17 protein-coding genes are annotated in these 17,777 nt (G+C 71.1%); 9 read left to right on the forward strand and 8 right to left on the reverse strand.

What is annotated here, in order from left to right; genetic code table 11:
- The coding region (locus NBZ83_RS10105; protein WP_261574825.1) for a hypothetical protein at positions 1–508 on the reverse strand (508 nt) is incomplete at its 3' end.
- A 327-nt stretch (positions 509–835) separates the two neighbouring features.
- Here NBZ83_RS10105 and NBZ83_RS10110 point away from each other — a divergent pair.
- The 6 genes from NBZ83_RS10110 to NBZ83_RS10135 all read left to right on the forward strand — a co-directional run bounded on the left by NBZ83_RS10110 (position 836) and on the right by NBZ83_RS10135 (position 7,683).
- Entirely contained in the window at positions 836–1,996 is a 1,161-nt protein-coding gene (locus tag NBZ83_RS10110; protein ID WP_261574826.1) for a serine/threonine kinase C-terminal domain-containing protein, read from the forward strand.
- A 93-nt stretch (positions 1,997–2,089) separates the two neighbouring features.
- Positions 2,090–4,105 (forward strand): serine/threonine-protein kinase, encoded by a 2,016-nt coding sequence (locus NBZ83_RS10115; protein ID WP_261574827.1) that lies wholly within the window; start codon positions 2,090–2,092, stop codon positions 4,103–4,105.
- A 210-nt stretch (positions 4,106–4,315) separates the two neighbouring features.
- Positions 4,316–4,711: a succinate dehydrogenase, cytochrome b556 subunit gene (gene sdhC / locus NBZ83_RS10120; RefSeq protein ID WP_261566602.1), complete on the forward strand. Its 396-nt coding sequence runs from the start codon at positions 4,316–4,318 to the stop codon at positions 4,709–4,711.
- On the forward strand, positions 4,711–5,157 hold the full coding sequence (locus NBZ83_RS10125) for a succinate dehydrogenase hydrophobic membrane anchor subunit (protein ID WP_261574828.1): 447 nt from the start codon (positions 4,711–4,713) through the stop codon (positions 5,155–5,157). Before sdhC ends, NBZ83_RS10125 begins: the two co-directional genes overlap by 1 nt.
- Before the next feature lie 10 nt (positions 5,158–5,167).
- Positions 5,168–6,922 carry a succinate dehydrogenase flavoprotein subunit gene (sdhA, locus tag NBZ83_RS10130; protein ID WP_261566604.1) on the forward strand — a complete coding sequence of 585 codons (1,755 nt, stop codon included), beginning with the start codon at positions 5,168–5,170 and terminating at the stop codon, positions 6,920–6,922.
- Positions 6,922–7,683 carry a succinate dehydrogenase iron-sulfur subunit gene (locus tag NBZ83_RS10135; protein WP_261566605.1) on the forward strand — a complete coding sequence of 254 codons (762 nt, stop codon included), beginning with the start codon at positions 6,922–6,924 and terminating at the stop codon, positions 7,681–7,683. The genes sdhA and NBZ83_RS10135 overlap by 1 nt, the downstream gene beginning before the upstream one ends.
- A 99-nt stretch (positions 7,684–7,782) precedes the next feature.
- Here NBZ83_RS10135 and NBZ83_RS10140 read toward each other — a convergent pair whose 3' ends face one another.
- The 3 genes from NBZ83_RS10140 to NBZ83_RS10150 form a co-directional block, all read right to left on the reverse strand.
- On the reverse strand, positions 7,783–8,145 hold the full coding sequence (locus NBZ83_RS10140) for a hypothetical protein (protein ID WP_261574829.1): 363 nt from the start codon (positions 8,143–8,145) through the stop codon (positions 7,783–7,785).
- Between the two features lie 301 nt (positions 8,146–8,446).
- Positions 8,447–10,822: a RecQ family ATP-dependent DNA helicase gene (locus NBZ83_RS10145; protein ID WP_498041046.1), complete on the reverse strand. Its 2,376-nt coding sequence runs from the start codon at positions 10,820–10,822 to the stop codon at positions 8,447–8,449.
- Between the two features lie 161 nt (positions 10,823–10,983).
- On the reverse strand, positions 10,984–11,454 hold the full coding sequence (locus NBZ83_RS10150; protein ID WP_261574830.1) for a MarR family winged helix-turn-helix transcriptional regulator: 471 nt from the start codon (positions 11,452–11,454) through the stop codon (positions 10,984–10,986).
- A gap of 64 nt (positions 11,455–11,518) precedes the next feature.
- Between NBZ83_RS10150 and NBZ83_RS10155 the strand changes: the two genes are divergently transcribed.
- Positions 11,519–12,421, forward strand: a complete 903-nt coding sequence (locus tag NBZ83_RS10155; RefSeq protein ID WP_261566608.1) for an alpha/beta hydrolase — start codon at positions 11,519–11,521, stop codon at positions 12,419–12,421.
- A 50-nt stretch (positions 12,422–12,471) separates the two neighbouring features.
- On the opposite strand, the gene NBZ83_RS10160 is transcribed toward NBZ83_RS10155, so the two are convergent.
- Genes NBZ83_RS10160 through NBZ83_RS10170 form a run of 3 tightly spaced genes read right to left on the reverse strand, consistent with a single transcriptional unit; the run spans position 12,472 to position 13,571 of the window.
- Positions 12,472–12,732 carry an SCO4848 family membrane protein gene (locus NBZ83_RS10160; protein ID WP_308203307.1) on the reverse strand — a complete coding sequence of 87 codons (261 nt, stop codon included), beginning with the start codon at positions 12,730–12,732 and terminating at the stop codon, positions 12,472–12,474.
- Between the two features lie 32 nt (positions 12,733–12,764).
- Positions 12,765–12,953 (reverse strand): type II toxin-antitoxin system HicA family toxin, encoded by a 189-nt coding sequence (locus tag NBZ83_RS10165; protein ID WP_261566631.1) that lies wholly within the window; start codon positions 12,951–12,953, stop codon positions 12,765–12,767.
- A 45-nt stretch (positions 12,954–12,998) separates the two neighbouring features.
- Positions 12,999–13,571, reverse strand: a complete 573-nt coding sequence (locus tag NBZ83_RS10170) for a hypothetical protein (RefSeq protein WP_261566610.1) — start codon at positions 13,569–13,571, stop codon at positions 12,999–13,001.
- Between the two features lie 198 nt (positions 13,572–13,769).
- Between NBZ83_RS10170 and NBZ83_RS10175 the strand changes: the two genes are divergently transcribed.
- A complete protein-coding gene (locus NBZ83_RS10175; RefSeq protein WP_261574831.1) occupies positions 13,770–14,297 on the forward strand; it encodes a GNAT family N-acetyltransferase in 528 nt (175 codons plus the stop codon).
- Here the strand turns inward: NBZ83_RS10175 and NBZ83_RS10180 are convergent.
- A complete protein-coding gene (locus NBZ83_RS10180; protein ID WP_261574832.1) occupies positions 14,245–15,636 on the reverse strand; it encodes a zinc-binding metallopeptidase family protein in 1,392 nt (463 codons plus the stop codon). The two genes, NBZ83_RS10175 and NBZ83_RS10180, sit on opposite strands and share 53 nt — an antisense overlap.
- Positions 15,637–16,497: 861 nt before the next feature.
- Here NBZ83_RS10180 and NBZ83_RS10185 point away from each other — a divergent pair.
- Complete coding sequence (locus NBZ83_RS10185) at positions 16,498–17,745, forward strand: DUF1003 domain-containing protein (protein ID WP_261574833.1); 1,248 nt, start codon at positions 16,498–16,500, stop codon at positions 17,743–17,745.
- Positions 17,746–17,777 lie beyond the last annotated feature (32 nt).

Below are 17,777 nucleotides of genomic sequence, written 5' to 3' on the forward strand. Positions count from 1 at the left end.
CTCCACCACGACGGAGTCCTCCACCACCACGGAGTCCCACGCCGTGACAGAACCCCATGCCGTGACAGAACCCCACGCCGTGACAGAACCCCACGCCGTGACAGAACCCCACGCCGCGGCGGTGACCGCCGCGGCAGCGGCGGACGTTCCGGATGCGCCGCCGGCGCTGCCCCAGCGGTCCGGCGGCATTCACCGGGCCGACCGCCGCAATCCCGCCGACGAGGTCGATGGACTCCGCCTCGGGACCATCGCTCACAGTGCTGATGATCCGCACCTCCGGGACGATCCTGTTGGTGCGGGTCGTTCTCCCGGTGGGGAGATTCCCCGCGACCGGGTCGAGCCGGGTGGCGGCGCCAATTCGCGCGGCCATGGTTCGCGGCAGCCGGCCGACAAGCCTTTTGGTGACGACGGGTCCCGCCCGCACGGCGAGGGCACCGATCTCCCTCGAGAGCAAGCTCCGGCGGAAAAAGAACATAGTGCTGACTATGAGAGCCGTACACCCGAACAACGCGGTGGGACCGAAAGTCGGCAGGGTGAGATCGCTGAGACGCGGGCCACGAAACGCCGCGATGCCGGAGAATCCATCGTTCCCGCCTCGACGACCTCGACTCGGACAACCTCGACGACTCCGACGACTCCGAGATCCTCGGCCGACGCTTCCGACCCCGGCTATTCCGAACTGACGGCCGCGACATCGGCGCCCCAGACGCCGGCGGCCGGCGTACCGACGGTCTCCCCTTCGGTAGGCGCTGAATCGGCCGCCGGGCCGCTCTACGCGCCCGCGCCTGTGCGCGCACAGGCGGTACGGACTCGCCTGACCAGTCCCATCGAGCGCATGCGCTCGATGGACCGGATGCGGGCGCTCGGCGGCATCCCGGCGCGGGCGCGGCTGGCCGGTCGCGGTACAGGTGACGGCCCGCTCCCGACCACCCCCGGCCTCGGCCAGGCGGCCTCAACGGCATCCGACTCAACGGCGTCCGACAACGCGGCCGCCGCCGGCCCGGCCACCGGGAACGGCGGCACCGGGCGGGCGGCTTCGGCACCGACCGCACCCGTCGGGGCGGTGCGGCGCGGCCGGTTCGGCCAGCCGTGGAGCCGACCGCGCGCCGCGAGCACCACCGAACCCGCCATCCCGGCGGCGAAAGCAGCGGCCCGCGAAGCGTCAACCCGGCCCGTCGCCCGGGTGACCCCGACCACGGGCGCCCAGTCCGCAGCTCCGCTCGGACCAGCGGGGACGGCCGCCGGCGGCCCCAACCTGCACCGACGCCGCCTCGTCGCGGTGTCCGCACTCGCCGTGCTGGCTGCGGCGGCCATCATCGTGGTCCTGGTCCTGATCAGCGGCGGCGGGGGCTCGGGGCCCGCTGACGTCGCTGCCGGGCGCGGTGGGGTCGGTGTACCAGCGGAATCGATCGGCCCGGACTCCGGCAACGCCGTCGGGGCGGACAGGACCCGGGGGACCGCGGCGAGCGACGCGCCCATCCGCCCTGCCGACGCGCCGGTCGGGGCCGCCGATCCGGTGGCTCGGGACACCACTGCGGTAACCGCGCCTCCGGGCTGGGTCTCCTACGTGGATCCCAATGCCGGCTGGTCGGTGGCCTATCCGTCGACCTGGCAGCGCCGGCAGGGGCCCGGCGGCCCCGGCAACGTCGATTTCGTGGACCCGGCTACCAAGGCGTTCCTGCGGGTCGGTAGCGTCAGTCAGGCAAACACCTCCGCGATCGGCGACTGGCAACGCAACGAGGCCGGTTTTGTCCGGAGTGTGCAGGACTATCGGCGCGTGCGGCTGGCTCCCAGCGACGGCGGGGATGGCACCGAGCAGGCCGACTGGGAGTTCGGGTACCGCAGGTCGGACGGGGTCATGGTGCATGTGCTCAACCGGGGCGCGGTTCGCAACGGCCACGGATATGCCCTCTACTGGCATACCCGGGAGGATCTGTGGTTGCAGGATCAAGCATTGATGCACCAACTCTTCGGCGCCTTCCGGCCCGGTCCGTGATGGCAGCTTTCGTCGGGTTTCCGACTCTCGCGGCGGTCGCAAACCTGCCGGCCGTCGAGCGCGCGGATCCGTCCGTCTGTCAGACTTGACACGATGGCCAAATCGGCAAGCGTGCCCCCGGACACCTCACGGCACAGCACGCCTCGTTACGTAGCTCAGCGCTACCGTCTCGACACGCCCATCGGGCGTGGTGGAGCCGGCGTCGTCTGGCGTGGTGAGGACGAACTACTTCAACGACCGGTGGCCATCAAGGAGATCCTCGTCCCGATGGCAGGGGCGCAGAACGAACGCGACGCGATCCGGGCGCGGGTGCTGCGGGAGGCCCGCGCGCTGGCTCGGCTGCACAGCCCGGCCATCGTCTCCGTGTACGACGTGGTCGAGGAGCACCAGCGGCACTGGATCATCATGGAGCTCGTCGACGCGGACAGCCTCGGCGACGTGATCCGTACTCACGGCCCACTGCCGTTTGACCAGGTCGCGGCGATCGGGCTGGCGCTGACCGACGCGCTCGCCGCGGCGCATTCCGCCGGCGTGCTGCACCGCGACGTCAAACCCGGCAACGTCCTGCTCGGCCGGGATGGCCGGGTCCGGCTCACCGACTTCGGCATCGCCGCGACCGAGGGTGACGTGACCCTGACGGGGACCGGCGCGCTCGTCGGCTCCCCCGCCTACATCGCCCCCGAGCGGGTCCGGGGCTCCTCGGGCAGCCCGGCGAGCGACCTGTGGGGCCTGGGCGCGACGCTGTACTCGGCGGTCGAGGGCCAGCCCCCGTTCGAGGGCCCGGAGACCTACGCGGTGCTGACCGCCGTGGTCGAGGGCCGCCGCCGCGCCTTCCGACTGGCGGGGCCCCTGCGTAACCTGCTCAGCGACCTGATGGATCGCCCGGCGGAGGAACGCCCTGACGTCACGGAGATCCGTCGCCGGCTGATTCCCGTCGCCCGCAACGCCAACCCGGTGCCGGCGTCGGTCATGCACGCGCGTCCCCGATCCGAGGACGACGACGAGGGTGCGAGCGCCGCCGATGTCGGTCTGGAGAACCTCGACGAGCCGGCGGCCCCGGCGCCCGCGGGCCCGAGCACCGACGGCGGGCCGGCCGCGGTTCGTCCCGCCCGCCGGACCGGGCCCTCGACATGGAACGGGTCATCCACGGGCGCCGCGGCGTCCGGTCAGGCCGGCGGCACCGGCCCACGCACCGCCGGTGTCCCGGCCCCGCTCGTCGGCGGACCCACCCAGTCCCGCGGGCCAGCCGAGTCCGGCGATGCCGAGATCACCGCGGATCCGGTGCTGGGAGCGCTGGACGAGACCGCCGTCTCACCCGCCACCGGCGGGGGTCCCCGGCCGGCCCGATACGAACCGTCCCGGCCTGCCGCACCGCAACACACTCGGCCCCAGGTCGATCACGATGCCCACACCAGGATCGGTCCGCCGGCCCAGGCGACGGGGCCGGCGCAGGGTGGGGCGGACGACGAGACCCGCATCGGCATCGTCCCCGTCGTGGCATCGACGGCAAGCCTCGGGCTGTTCGACGACGATCACGCTGCCGGGCTCGTCCCGCTCGACGAGGCCCGCCGACGCTCCGAGGCTGCGCACCAAGACGGGCACGGCGGCCATGGTCGGGGGCCCGGCGATCCCGCGGGGCGTCGGCGACGGACCATCGCGATCGCGGCTGGCGCGGCCACTATCCTGGCCGGCGCGGCGATCGCCCTGGCCGTGGGCCTGTCCGGGGGCGGCTCGCCGACCGGACCGACCGACGTGACGGGGCCGAAGACGACCGCTCCGCCCTCCACTGCGGCGACCACCCCGCCGCCGACGACGACGCCCTCCGCCGCCCCGACGGTGGTGACCCCCCAGACGCCGAACCGCAGCGGCAGCAGCGGCAGCAGCCGCCGCCCGCGGTCGGCGGCGCCCTCGGTGACCGAGGCCCCAACGAGCGTGCCGGAGACGACCGTGCCGGAGACGCCCTCGCCGGTACCGACGCAGCCACTGCCGTCGACGCCGCCGACCAAAACGGCACCGACGGCTCCCGCGACGACACCGCCTGTCAAAACGCCGCCGCCCACCGGCCCGGCACCGACGCCGACAGCCGGTCCATCGGCCGCCGCGCAGTGACGGTGGCGATGGCGGCGGCGGCCGGGCCCGCTGTGGCATAGTTCACCCGCTGGCGACGGACCCGGACCCGCTGCCGACCAGGCCCGGCACTAGCATCGGCCGAAGGCACGCGGGGTCCTCCCGGTGATGCACCGGGGCTTCACGGCGCCGCCAGCGTAACTAAAATGATCTTTTCTGGCCGAGCGGCTGGCCGATCCGGAGGAGCTTTCATTGCCGAAGGCACCAGCGGGCACGCTGTACCGCGGGCGAGAGGGAATGTGGTCCTGGGTCGCCCACCGGATCACGGGCGTCCTGGTCTTCTTCTTCCTGTTCGCGCACGTGCTCGACACGGCTCTCGTCCGGGTCTCGCCCTCGTCGTACAACGAGGTGATCGAGGTCTACAAGAGCCCGATCGTGAACCTGCTCGAGGTCGGCCTGGTGGCCGCCGTGCTGTTCCACGCGCTCAACGGCATCCGGATCATCCTGATCGACTTCTGGGAGTCCGGGCCCAAGTATCAGAAGCAGATGCTGTACATCGAAATTGTGCTGTTTGTGGTGCTGCTCGTCCCCGCGGCCTACCGGATGCTGCTGCACACCGCCGAGACGCTGTTCGGGAGCGCGACCTGATGGCGACGACGGCGACGCCGGCCGATCGGAGCGCACCGGAGCTCGTCGCCCCGCGCTCGCCGCAACGGCGGACCAAGCCGGGCGCGGCGAAGGTACGCAGCAACTTCGAGCTCTACGCCTGGGTGTTCATGCGGATCAGCGGCCTGCTGCTGTTCTTCCTGGTGCTCGGCCACCTGTTCATCATGAACATTCTCGACGGCGGCGTGCAGCGGGTGAACTTCGGTTTCGTCGCGGGCCGCTGGGCATCGCCATTCTGGCGCATGTGGGACCTGATCATGCTGCTGCTCGCCGAGCTGCATGGCACCAACGGTCTGCGCACCGTGATCAACGACTATGCCGAACGGGCACAGACCCGGTTCTGGCTGAAGATGCTGCTTTACACCTCGGCGTTCCTGGTCGTCACCCTCGGCACGCTGGTCATCTTCACGTTCGACCCGGACCTGTGAGGAGACAGGCGTGCAGATCCACAGGTACGACGCGGTCATCGTCGGCGCGGGCGGCGCCGGCATGCGCGCCGCCCTCGAGGCGGGGCAGCGCTGCCGGACGGCCGTTCTCACCAAGCTCTACCCGACCCGGTCGCACACCGGCGCGGCCCAGGGCGGCATGTGCGCCGCGTTGGCCAACGTCGAGGAGGACAACTGGGAGTGGCACACCTTCGACACGATCAAGGGCGGCGACTACCTGGTCGACCAGGACGCCGCCGAGATCATGGCGAAGGAGGCCATCGACGCCGTCCTCGACCTGGAGAAGATGGGGCTGCCGTTCAACCGCACCCCGGAAGGCCGGATCGACCAGCGCCGCTTCGGCGGCCACACCCGCGACCACGGCAAGGCGCCGGTCCGGCGGTCCTGCTACGCGGCGGACCGCACCGGCCACATGATCCTTCAGACGCTGTACCAGCAGTGCGTCCGGCACGACATCGAGTTCTACAACGAGTTCTACGTCCTCGACCTGCTGCTGCATGAGGGTGCGGCGGCCGGAGTGGTCGCCTATGAACTGAAGACCGGCGAGATCCACGTCTTCCAGGCCAAGTCGGTCGTCTTCGCCACCGGCGGGTTCGGCAAGGTGTTCAAGGTCACGTCAAATGCGCACACTCTTACCGGCGACGGCATGGGTCTGGCATTTCGCCGCGGCATTCCGCTGGAGGACATGGAGTTCTTCCAGTTCCACCCGACGGGCATCTGGAAGATGGGCATTCTGCTCACCGAGGGCGCCCGTGGCGAGGGCGGGATCCTGCGCAACCGCGACGGCGAACGGTTCATGGAGCGCTACGCGCCGACCATCAAGGACCTCGCCCCCCGCGACATGGTGGCCAGGGCCATCTACACCGAGATCCGCGCCGGTCGCGGCTGCGGCCCCGACGCCGACCACGTGTATCTCGACCTCACCCATCTGCCGCCCGAGCAGCTCGACGCGAAGCTGCCGGACATCACCGAGTTCGCCCGCACCTACCTCGGGATCGAGCCGTACGACGACCCGATCCCGATCCAGCCGACGGCGCACTACGCGATGGGCGGCATCCCGACCAACATCGACGCGCAGGTCCTCGCGGACAACGACACCGTCGTCCCCGGCCTGTACGCCGCCGGCGAGGTGGCGTGCGTGTCCGTGCACGGCGCGAACCGCCTGGGGACGAACTCGCTGCTCGACATCAACGTGTTCGGCCGGCGGGCCGGCATCGCCGCCGCCGAGTACGCGAACGCCACCTCGAGCCACGTCGACCTGCCGGCGAATCCGGCGTCGTTCGTCGACGACATGCTGGGCCGGTTGCGTGGGGGTGCCGGCACGCAGAACGCGGCCGTGATCCGCGCCGAGCTGCAGGAGTCGATGGACGTCAACGCCTCGGTGTACCGCACCGAGGCGACGCTCAAGCAGGCGCTCAGCGACATCGCCGCGTTGAAGGTCCGCTACCAGCAGGTCGGCGTGTCCGACCGGGGCCGCCGTTACAACACCGAGCTGCTGGAGGCGGTCGAGCTCGGCTTCCTGCTCGACCTCGCCGAGGTCCTCGTGGTGGGGGCGCTGGCTCGCAACGAGTCCCGCGGTGGCCACTCGCGGGAGGACTACCCGAACCGGGACGACGTCAACTTCATGCGTCACACGATGGCCTACCGGTCGGGACCGCTGACGGCCGCTTCGCCCGAGGCGGACATTCGGCTGGACTACAAGCCGGTCGTCGTCACCCGCTACGAGCCGATGGAGCGCAAGTACTGATGACCGTCGTCGACTCCCGGCCCGCCGCGGCCTCGGGTCCGGCCGCGACCGGACCGGCGCCCGTGACCGTCACGCTCAAAATCCGCCGCTTCGACCCGGAGTTCGCCGATGAGGCACGCTGGGAGAGCTACCAGGTGCCCTTCGATGCCAGCGATCGCCTGCTCGACGCGATCATGTGGGTGAAGTGGCACGTCGACGGCTCGCTGGCGTTGCGCCGCTCCTGCGCCCACGGCGTCTGCGGGTCGGACGCGATGCGGGTGAACGGCGTCAACCGGCTCGCCTGCAAGGTGCTCGTGAAGGACCTCGGGCCCGAGATCACCATCGAGCCCATCAAGGGCCTGCCGGTCGAGAAGGACCTCATCGTCGACATGGAGCCGTTCTTCGACGCGTTCCGGGCGGTGAAGCCCTATCTCATCACCGACGACCACGAGCCGACCCGGGAGCGGCTGCAGTCCGCCGAGGACCGGGCCCGCTTCGACGACACCACCAAGTGCATCATGTGCGCGGCCTGCACGACCTCGTGCCCGGTGTTCTGGAACGACGGGGACTACTTCGGGCCGCAGGCAATCGTCGCCGCCCACCGTTTCATCTTCGACAGCCGCGACGCCGGCGCCGATGAGCGGCTGGAAATCCTCAACGAGCGCGAGGGTGTCTGGCGCTGCCGGACCACGTTCAACTGCACAAACGCCTGTCCGCGTGGTATTCAGGTCACCAAGGCGATCCAGGAGGTCAAGCGCGCCCTGCTGTTCCGCCGCCTCTGATTTACCGAGACCGGCGCACTCAGGAATTCCGGAGATCAAATTTCGACTTTCGGAAGCCTTCATGTTCACCGTTTTCGGCCGATACCTGGCAGACGCAGGTCAGACGGCGCGGCGCGGCATCAGGTCCTGGGCCTGCAGCACCCGGAGAAGATCGGCGGGATCGATCAGGAGTCGCCCTGTCGGCGGGCGGGTGGTCGAGGATTCGGCGTATTCCAGCGTCACGGGCAGGCTGTAGAAGTCGTCGAGGTGGCGGGCGAGCTCACTGAGCCGCCGCTCGGTCTCCCTGTCCCGCCGCCATTTCCGCTCGCCGGCGTCGGTGTCCTGCGCGCCCTCCCGCTCCAGCCGATGGGTCCGGCACAGCCCGTCCGGGTCCTTCCCGATCGCTCGTTTGCCGCACCGGTGGGCGACGTATCCCCGCCCGCCGCCCATCACCATCGCGGTGCAACGGTCGACGTCCCACATATTGATCAGTGCTCGCTCTCCGCCTCGTCCGCCCGTTGACCGGCCGGTCCCGAAACCCCCGCGAGCCAAGGCTAGGACGAACTCGAGAAATGTCCATGGTCAGCCGACCGATTTCACCTTGATGTCACACCATTGGCGGACGCGATGTGCGGTGTGCGCACAGCGTGCCAAGCCGACTGCTGAAACGGCGGTGTTTGATAATTCCTTTAAGTCGATCTCTGGTCCTATTGTCACTCCGCGCGGCGCATCCCGCCGTGTCCGGCGACGTGCCATGGCGCTGGCCGCCGAGGGCGGGTGGTGGTCAGGTGGTGTCGACGGCGAGCGCGAACGGCAGCACCGCGGGCGCGCCGGCCTTGCGAAGCAGGCGGGCGGCCACCGTCATCGTCCAACCGGTGACGACCCGGTCGTCGACGAGCAGGATCGGACCGTCGACCGCGCCGAGTGCGCGGTGCAGGCCCGGCGGGACGGCGAACGCCTCCCACAGGCCGGCGAGCCGGTGGGCGCTGTTGTGGACCTGTCCGGCGTGCGGACCGCCGCCGACCCGGTCAAGCTGGCCCAGCAGCGGCAGCCGGCCGATGGCCGCGATGTGTTCGGCGAGGCTGGACACCAGCAGGGGCCGGCTGCGCGAGGCGATCGAGACGACCGCGGCCGGGCGGCGTTCCCAGTTCCAGTGGGCGAGCGTGCCCACGACCGCCTCCACCAGGTCCGCGGGCAGCGGATCGTCCGCCGCGCTCTCGCCCCCGGCGTCGCGGCCGGGGCCATCGACGGGGCCCGGATCGGAGCCGGGCGCAGGCCCCGCGGCGAACATCGGCCGCAGGCGGTTGCCCCAGCCGATGTCACCGAGCCGCGCCACCACCCGTCCGGATTCGGCGCCGGCCGTCGGCGGGATGCGGCCGGACAGACTGATGCCCAGCCGGTTCATGCCCGTCGGCCACATCCGGCGCGGCTCGATGGCGACCCCCGGGCGCATCAGCTCCTCACGGGCCCGGGCACTGGCGGACGTCGAGACGGCTGATGGCCACATGTGACCGGTGCACCGGTCACACCGCCCGCAGGGGGCGGCCTGAGGATCGTCGAGCTGGCGGCGCAGGAACTCCATCCGGCAACCGGGAGTGGCGATGTAATCGAGCATCGCCTGCTGCTCGGCGGCCCGCGCGGCGGCAACCCGCCGGTAGCGCGGCTCGTCGTAGAACCATTGCGCTCCGGTCGCCGTCCAACCGCCCTTGACCCGGCGGACCGCGCCGTCGGTGTCGAGGACCTTCAGCATCTGGTCGAGCCGGCTGGGGCCGAGATCGACGGCTGCCAGCAGAGCCTGGGTGGACATCGGCCGGTTGGCGCCGGCGAGCACGCCGAGAACCGCGCGGACCACGCGCTCGGGCGGAAAGGAGGTGTCGGTGAAGTAGCGCCAGATGTCGCGGTCCTCCGCAGCCGGCAGGAGGACGACCTGCGCGGTCTCGACGGCCCGCCCGGCCCGCCCGATCTGCTGGTAGTAGGAGATCGGCGACGAGGGCGCCCCGACATGTACGACGAAGCCCAGATCCGGCTTGTCGAAGCCCATCCCGAGCGCGCTGGTGGCGACAAGCGCCTTGACCCGGTTCGCGAGCAGGTCCTCCTCGGCCGCGATGCGTTCGGCCGCCTCGGTGCCACCGTGGTAGCAGGCGACCGGGTACCCCTCGCCGCGCAGGAAGGCGGTCAGCTCCTCCGCCGCCGCCTTGGTCAGCGTGTAGACGATCCCCGATCCGGGCAGCTCACCCAGCCGATCGGCAAGCCAACCGAAGCGGTGCTCGGCCCGGGGCAGGGCGACGACGGCGAGCCGCAGACTCTCCCGGTCGAGCGACCCGCGCAGCACCAGGGTGCCCGATGCCTCCCCCGCATCGGGCCCCGCTCCGGCACCGGCGTCGAGCTGCTCGCTGACGTCCTCGACCACCCGCTGGTTGGCGGTTGCGGTGGTGGCGAGGACCGGGACCTGCGGGCGCAACCCGGCGATCAGGGTGCGCAGCCGGCGGTAGTCCGGGCGGAAGTCGTGCCCCCAGTCGGAGATGCAGTGCGCCTCGTCGACCACGAGCAGCCCGGTGGTGGCGGCGAGCTCGGGCAGGTAGTCGTCGCGAAAGGTCGGGTTGTTCAGCCGTTCCGGCCCGACGAGCAGCACGTCGAGTTCGCCGGCGCGCAGCGCCGCGTAGACCTCGTCCCACTCGGTGACGTTGCCGGAGTGGATCTCACCCGCGCGAATCCCCAGCCGGCCGGCGGCGGCCGCCTGGTTGCGGATGAGGGCGAGCAGCGGCGAGACGATCACTGTCGGCCCGATGCGCCGGCCCGGATCAGCCGGGCCGAGGCCGGCCTCGCCGCGCAGCAGGGCGGTGGCGAGGAAGTACACCGCCGACTTGCCCCAGCCGGTGCGCTGCACGAGCAGCACCCGGCGCCGACGGGTGACCAGCGCGTCGATCGCCTGCCACTGGTCCTCCCGCAGCACCGCGGCCGGCCCGGCCAACGCGCGCAGCAGCTCCTCCGCCCGCACCCGCAACGCCCCGTCACCCGCGGCCGGGGCGGACGCCTCCACGTGGGCCGCCTGGGGTACGACGGCCGCGCCAGCCGACTGTGGGCCAGCCGACTGTGGGCCAGCCGGCGCCATGGACCCGCCGGCCACCGGCTGAGCTGAGGTCGTCTCGTCTGCCGCCATACCAAGGTGTCTACCCGATGCCACCGACAGAGCCGGAACGGCCGAGGTCAGGCGTCCGCTCGTCCTCTGTGCCGCGTACCGGGCCACCCCGCCGAGGAGCCGATCGCGGGAGAGGGTGACGGCGTGTCGTTCAAGGCCGCGCGCTTTTCGAGGACCGTGACCTATCCGGCGGGGATGCCGATACGCGCGTGCTCGAGTGTGCGACGAAGCGCGGCGAGTGCCGCCCCCACGGCGTCGACCTGATCGGCGCCGATGACAGGGGCGATCAACTCGTCGAGGTGCTCGTGGAAGGTTCGTTCGGCCTCGGCGACCAGTTCGGCTCCGCTGGTGGTGAGGCTGATGAGCGACGAGCGCCCGTCGGCGGGGTTCGGGAGTCTGGTGGCCCATCCGCGCGCTTCGAGCCGATCGACGCCTTTGCTGATCGCACCGATCCCGGCGGCGAAGTTCGTGGCGACGTCGGCCACCCGTGATTCCGGGTGGTCTCGGAGGTAGCGCAAGAACTCGAACTGGGAGGCGACGATGCCGTGCTCGGCACGGAGCTTCTCCCCGACGGCGTTGTAGAGCCGGGTCTCGCAGCGGACCAGGTCGTCGAAGAAGCCGGCGAGCCCCTCGTGCACAGAAGTAGATGCCACGGCATAGAGTCTATCTGAAGCATGCCACGGCATATATTTTTCTCTCAAGCCGCCAGGAGGCCACATGAGCAGGGACCAACGACACGCACTGGACGTGATGTTGCGCGAAGCGCCGCAACCGTCCGGACCGGTGCCGGTCGCACGGATGCGGGAGGGCTTCGCCGCGTTCATGGGGTCGTTCCCCGTCCCGGCCGACGTGCAGCGGACGTCGGTCGAGCTGGCCGGCCGCCCCGCGCTCCTCGTCGAACCGCAGGGAGATGTTCAGCCAGGAACCATCCTGTACTTCCACGGCGGCTCGTTCTCACTCGGGTCGCCGGAGACCGCGATGATCCTCACCGCGAACCTGGTCAGGCGAACCGGCGTCCGGACGATCTCGCTGGACTACCGACTCGCCCCCGAGCACCCGTTTCCTGCCGCGATCGACGACTGCGTCGCCGCGTTCCGCACCCTGCTGGAGCGTGGCATCGACCCGGCGTCGATCGTGTTCGCAGGCGACTCCGCCGGTGGCGGACTCACCGTGACGACGTGTCTCGCCGCCCGAGACGCAGGGCTGCCGATGCCCGCGGCGATCGCGGCGTTCTCACCGGGACTCGATCACACACGTACCGGCGCGACGATGCGCACGAAGGAAGGCATCGACCCGTTCTTCACCAGAGAGGGCATGGGCCACACCGGTCAGATGTATCTCGGCGGTCAGGACCCGAATCAGCTGCTACTCGCTCCCGCTGTCCTCGCGGACCTGACCGGCTTCCCGCCGATCCTGCTCCAGGTCGGCACGAACGAACTGCTCCTCGACGACTCCGTGCGGCTGGCCGAGCGCGCACGCGAGGCAGACGTCGACGTGATTCTCGACGTCACAGCCGGGGTGCCGCACGTGTTCCAGGCGTTCGTCGGAACGCTCGACGAGGCGGACCAGGCGCTGGACCGAGCAGCTCTGTTCCTCACCCAGCACCTCCACGCTCACTGACCGGACAACAGCGCTCGACGCGGCAGGACCGACCGCCCGGCGGACGACGTTCACACGCGGTTCAGTGGGGCGGCCTTTTCGGAAACGCCGGAACGACCGGCGCGTGCCGCACGGATACCGAGCCACCCGACCACGGTGCCGATCACGAGCGAGACGACGGTCAGGACCAGGTGGACGGTGAAAAAACCGGTCGGGCCGTCATCCCAGGAACGATCATCCTTCCAGATGTTCCGCAGGAAGTTCGGCCAGATCGCCCACGTCCACACACCAACCGCGATCAGAAACCAGGACGCGCGCTTCGACAGAGTCACTCACCCAGCTTGCACCCGGGATCGCAGCGCGCTCAGGTGAGCAACGTCCTAAGCTTCCCCGCATCGATGTCCGCCTGACGCAGAACCGAGGCAAGGGTGCCTGTAGCCAGCTCCCGACGAAGCGGGACGATCACAACCCGGGCGCTCTCCTCGGGTCGCAGCTTGCAGTGCGAGCCGCGCGTGGCGACCTCCTCGAAGCCGGCACGCCCCAAAGCCCTCACGACCTTCGTCAAGGCCGCCCCTGCCCGCGCAGGCAGGGCCGCGGCTCAGGTGCGTAGCTGCTGGCGGGGGCCGGCGAACGTGCGGATGACCTCGCCCAGCGCGGTGTCGGGCGGGTAGGCCAGGGGGTCGACCGCGGCGGCGGAACCGTCGCCGGCCGCGCCGAACCGGATCGCCCACAGCATCGTCTCCGCGACCGGCAGGAGGGCGACGACGGTGTCGTTGTCGTCCTCCATCTGGGCGGTCAGCCAGCCGATCCGGTCGGATTGCAGGGCGCAGACGAAGGTGACCTCGCCCGCGCCACTGACGGGACCGGAACGCAGCTGCGCCCGCTGGCTCGCGACGCCGAGGGCGGCCCCGAGCCGCTCGGCGATCCGTTCGCGTTCGTACAGCTGGGCGTCCTGCGCCAGCCGGACGATGACGCCGTGCAGCTCCCGCTCGCAGTGCACCTGCGGCTCGATCGCGGCGTCCTCGCCGAAGTACCAGGACAGGACCTCGGGCAGCACGGCCCGCAGGTCCGCCGCGGCCGGCTGCACCATGGCGAGCCCCGGGTACTGCGGGGACCAGGCCGACCACGCCGGGCCGTCCTGCCGCACGATGAGTGTGACGGACCTACCCACGATGGATCATCTCCAGCGAACTCCTCCGCCGTCCCGCCGCTTTGATCAGTATCCGCGCTCGCGGGGCCGCCTGGGAGGCGTTTGAGCTAAAGGTCGTGCCGATTACGCCCAACACCACCCTTTCCCCCACGCAACAACCCCACCGGCGGCCGCGCCGATCACGCGATGTCGCCGCCACGACAGGAGGAGTCGACCATCGTGACGGACGGCATCCATGGCCGGCGTATCCGGCCCGACGAGGGGCCGTTGCTGCGCCGGCTACGGCTGGCCGCGCTCGCCGACTCGCCCGCCGCGTTCTGGCAGACCCTGGAGGCAGCGCGTGCATTGCCGGCGGCCGACTGGGCGCGGCGCGCCGAGGACGGGGCGGACTCCCTCGCGGACCTGGTGGCGATCGTGGAACGGGCCGGCGAGGCGGTCGGCATGGTGCAGGGGTTCACCCCGACCGGCCGGCCCTGGTTACGCGAGCTGGGTGCCATGTGGGTGGCGCCCGCGGCCCGGGGCACCGGCGCCGCGGACGTCCTGCTGGCGACCGCGGTGACCTGGGCCGCGCAGGCCGGCGCCGAGGCGGTGAAGCTGTGGGTGGCCCCCGCGAACCGGCCGGCTCGGCGGCTGTACACCCGCACCGGCTTCGTCGTCCTCGGTGGTCCGCGGCCGATCACGGACGATCCGTCGGTCAAGACGTTCGTTCCGATGCTGCTCCCGCTCCACCCGCCCCAGCGGCGATGACGTCGTGGACGAAGGAGAGCTTCGCCTGGACTGCGGGCGTCAGCACGAACGGATAGATGTCGTCGCGGCCCATGCTGCGGTTGATCGCGTTGAGGGCATAGGTCAGCGGCAGCCACTGGGCGACGATCTCGGCGAGCTGTGGCGAGCTCCGGTCGGGCCCGGCCATGCCGAACGGCGCCACGTCGGCGGGCTCGGCAGCGAGACTGTGCGGCGCCACCCCGAACGAGTCGAGATCCGGGCCGGCCACCCGCAGGCCGAATTCGGCGGCGGTTCGCAACGTGTCGCGGATATGCAGATAGTGGGCGAAGGTCTCGGCCCAGTCCTCCCACGGGTGCATCGTGGCGTACGCGCTGACGTGGGTCTCGCCCCAGTTGCGCGGCGGGCCCTCGGCGTAGTGCCGGTCAACGGCGGCGGAGTAGTCGAGACCCGCGTCGCCGAACAGGTCGCGGAACTGCTCGGCGCGCCCAGGATCGGCGTCGACCAGCGAGGACCAGTAGTAGTGACCGGTCTCGTGGCGGAAATGCCCGAGCAGCGTGCGGTAGGGCTCCCCGAGCTGGGTCCGGACCATCTCGCGGTATGCGTCGTCGGATTCGGCCAGGTCGAGGGTGATGATGCCGTCGCTGTGCCCGGTCATCACCTTCTGCTCGGTGCTGCCGAGCAGGTCGAACGCGAGGCCGTTCGCCGCGTCGTCGACACCGGAGACGACGGGCAGACCGAGTTCGAGCAGCTGGGCGACGAGCCGGCGCTTGGCCGCCTCCGCCCGCTTGAACTGCGTCTTCCCCACCGGGTCCGTGTCCGCCGGTCGCGTCCGCGTCAGCCGGCAGCAGACGCACAGCTCACCGGACGAGGCGGGTTCCGCCGACGACGCGGTTCCGCTCGCGTCGGGTCGTCCGGCCACCTCGGCGACCTCGGTCGCGCAACGCGCGGGCGTCGGCACGGGGGTGAGCCAGTTGCAGTCGGCGAGCCGGGCGTTCGCGCAACGCCGGTAACGGCGCCGACGCGACGCCGGGACGGCCTCAAGGAGATCTCGGGCGATCGGGTCCGGCGCGGGGCCGGCGCCCGGGACCGCGTCTGGTCGACCGATGGCCGGGCCACCCATCACCGGCCCGTCGGCAAGCGCGGCCCCCACCTCCGCGACCGGCGGCAGCTCGTAGAAGACGGTCGCCAGTCCATGGCCGTCGTCGCGGTCCGCCGGGCGCGCTGCCGGCGGCGAGTCGGGGACCAGGGTGAGGACCCGGCCACGTCCCGGGTCGAAGCCAAGCGGCGCCCCGCATCGCAGGCAGGCGGTGTTCTCAAAGAAGACGAGCTGCCCGCACCGGGCGCATCCGTTGACCTTCACCGAGTTCCCCTCGTGGCGCGGCCCCAGCCCGCGAGCGGCGGCGGGGACGAACCCCGGATCCGGGGTCTACCTGCACCAATCGGCCGGGGCATACCCCGCTACGCCCGCCGCACGCACCACATTTCCCGCCCGCGGCCCAGCCCGGACGAACTCGGGACACGCCGCCAGAACCGCCGCGGCCGGGGCGGGCACACGAACACCCGGACACACCACCTCGATTCGCCACACCGATGGTGACCGACCGGAAACCAGACAGAAATGCCGTACTACCGACTCGGACAATCGGGCGCCGCAGGTGACCCCTTCGCGACGGAGGTCACGGATACCCCGGTTGGTCCGGTCACGAATCGGGCAGTTATCCTTGACAAGCCCCCGGAAAATCCTCCACGGAGGACCAACGCGAGGAGGTGGCCGCTGTGAGTCCTGGCGGGTGCTCCAGTAAAGGCCGCTTCCTGCTAGTGGACGCCAGCCGGCGATGAGCTCCGGCCGGAGTGCGCCAAGCGCGCCCGGCCCGCGTCCACGAACCCGGGGTTGACGACTCCCGGGGCACTGCTCTGCAGTCCGGCCCTGGTCCGGCCTCGGCCCCCGTGCGGAACGCCGGGTTGGTCGGCCGCCGCTTCCTCGGCCCGGGGTGATGCTTTCCGATCCCTCCGCGGCCTGGCTGGCGCGTCTCTGCGTCAGGGTGCCGGCGTCCGGATCCGCGTGGCCGCTCGGCCACCGGGCCTGATCGGGCAGTGCACGAGCAGGTGCGGTCGATTGATGTCGTGTCGACCTGAGGCCGCCGTGGCGACGGCGCGTGCGGCCTGCTCGAGAAGCGCGTGCCAACCGGCCATGGCCGTTGCGCGCGGGTGGGGAGCTTCCATGACCATCTCAGCATCGCGAACGACGGACCGTCGAGGTCTGGGCACCGAACGTCTCGACCTGCCGGTCTCCGGTCGGGTCACGCTGTTTGCGCGGGTTGACCGGGAGACGGTCAGCCGCTCGGCGGAGACCATCGCCCGATTCCTCGGCACCGGACGCTATCTCGCCATCCAGACCGGCATCGTCATCGTCTGGATCGCCCTGAACATCGCGCTGCCGTTGATGCGCTGGGATCCCTACCCGTTCATCCTGCTGAACCTGGCCTTCTCGACGCAAGCCGCCTACGCGGCACCCCTGATCCTGCTCGCCCAGAACCGTCAGGACGATCGTGACCGGGCCTCCCTCACCGAGGACCGGGCCGTCGCCGGCCGGATGCGCGAGAACACTGAGTTCCTGACCCGCGAGGTCGCGGCCCTGCGCCTCGCCCAGAGCGAGGCGGCAACCCGTCAGTACGTCCGGGGGGAGCTGGCCGGCCAGCTGGAGGCGCTGCGGGGAGATCTCACCAGCCTGCTCCGGGAGGCCGTCGAGATCCCGCGTCAGCCGCAGGCCACCCATCGCTCGGGCGCATCCTCCCAGCCCAGTACCTCCTGCCAGCCCGACCCGCATGACCACGCCGCCCGTGGGACAGGTTCCACCGACGACGCTGACGGACCCAGCCTCGCTCGCGCCAAGACGGCGAAGCATCCCAAGGGTGCCAAGCGCGCCAGGCCTGCGAAGGTCACGGCGACAAAAGCATCCCTTGACGCCGCGATCGACAGGAGTTCGCCAGCCGACGGGTCGTCTGCTGACGGGTTGTCTGCTGACGGGTCGTCTGCTGACGGGTCGTCTGCTGACGGATCACCGGCAGGCGCGGCGAGCCCTGGCACCGCGAGCGAGGATGCCACTTCATCCATCGGAGCCAGCCAGGCCAGGCACGCCAGTGGTATCTCCCGGTCCGATGAGACCGAGCCGGGCGCCCCCAGCTCCGGGCCGACGTCGGCGCACCTCGTCGCGAGCGCGGTCGAGGATTCCCACCCCGCCCTGCCGACGATCGTCGGCAGGGCGTCGGCGGCCGACCCGGCAGACACGGACGCAGCCAGGGCGGACACGGGCACCGGTGGCACCGCGACCCATCGGACTCCCCGGGCGGCGCCGGGCCGCGGACATCATCGTTCCCCACTGCACGCCGGATCGGCCCGCCGATCGGCCGAACGTTCCAAATCGGGTGATTCGCCCACGGCGGACACCTCCGCGCGACACGTCTCGTGACCGCCCGCGCTGGAGCGGGCCAAGCCAGTAGC

The organism is Frankia gtarii (genome assembly GCF_025403375.1).
Lineage (GTDB): Bacteria > Actinomycetota > Actinomycetes > Frankiales > Frankiaceae > Frankia > Frankia gtarii.

Excerpts from the sequence above, each read along its gene's own strand:
- NBZ83_RS10110 (WP_261574826.1), top strand. The coding sequence starts at position 836 with ATGCGCTCGATGGACCGGATGCGGGCGCTCGGCGGCATCCCGGCGCGG.
- NBZ83_RS10115 (WP_261574827.1), top strand. The coding sequence starts at position 2,090 with ATGGCCAAATCGGCAAGCGTGCCCCCGGACACCTCACGGCACAGCACG.
- NBZ83_RS10125 (WP_261574828.1), top strand. The coding sequence starts at position 4,711 with ATGGCGACGACGGCGACGCCGGCCGATCGGAGCGCACCGGAGCTCGTC.
- NBZ83_RS10135 (WP_261566605.1), top strand. The coding sequence starts at position 6,922 with ATGACCGTCGTCGACTCCCGGCCCGCCGCGGCCTCGGGTCCGGCCGCG.
- NBZ83_RS10140 (WP_261574829.1), bottom strand. The coding sequence starts at position 8,145 with ATGTGGGACGTCGACCGTTGCACCGCGATGGTGATGGGCGGCGGGCGG.
- NBZ83_RS10145 (WP_498041046.1), bottom strand. The coding sequence starts at position 10,822 with ATGGCGGCAGACGAGACGACCTCAGCTCAGCCGGTGGCCGGCGGGTCC.
- NBZ83_RS10155 (WP_261566608.1), top strand. The coding sequence starts at position 11,519 with ATGAGCAGGGACCAACGACACGCACTGGACGTGATGTTGCGCGAAGCG.
- NBZ83_RS10185 (WP_261574833.1), top strand. The coding sequence starts at position 16,498 with ATGACCATCTCAGCATCGCGAACGACGGACCGTCGAGGTCTGGGCACC.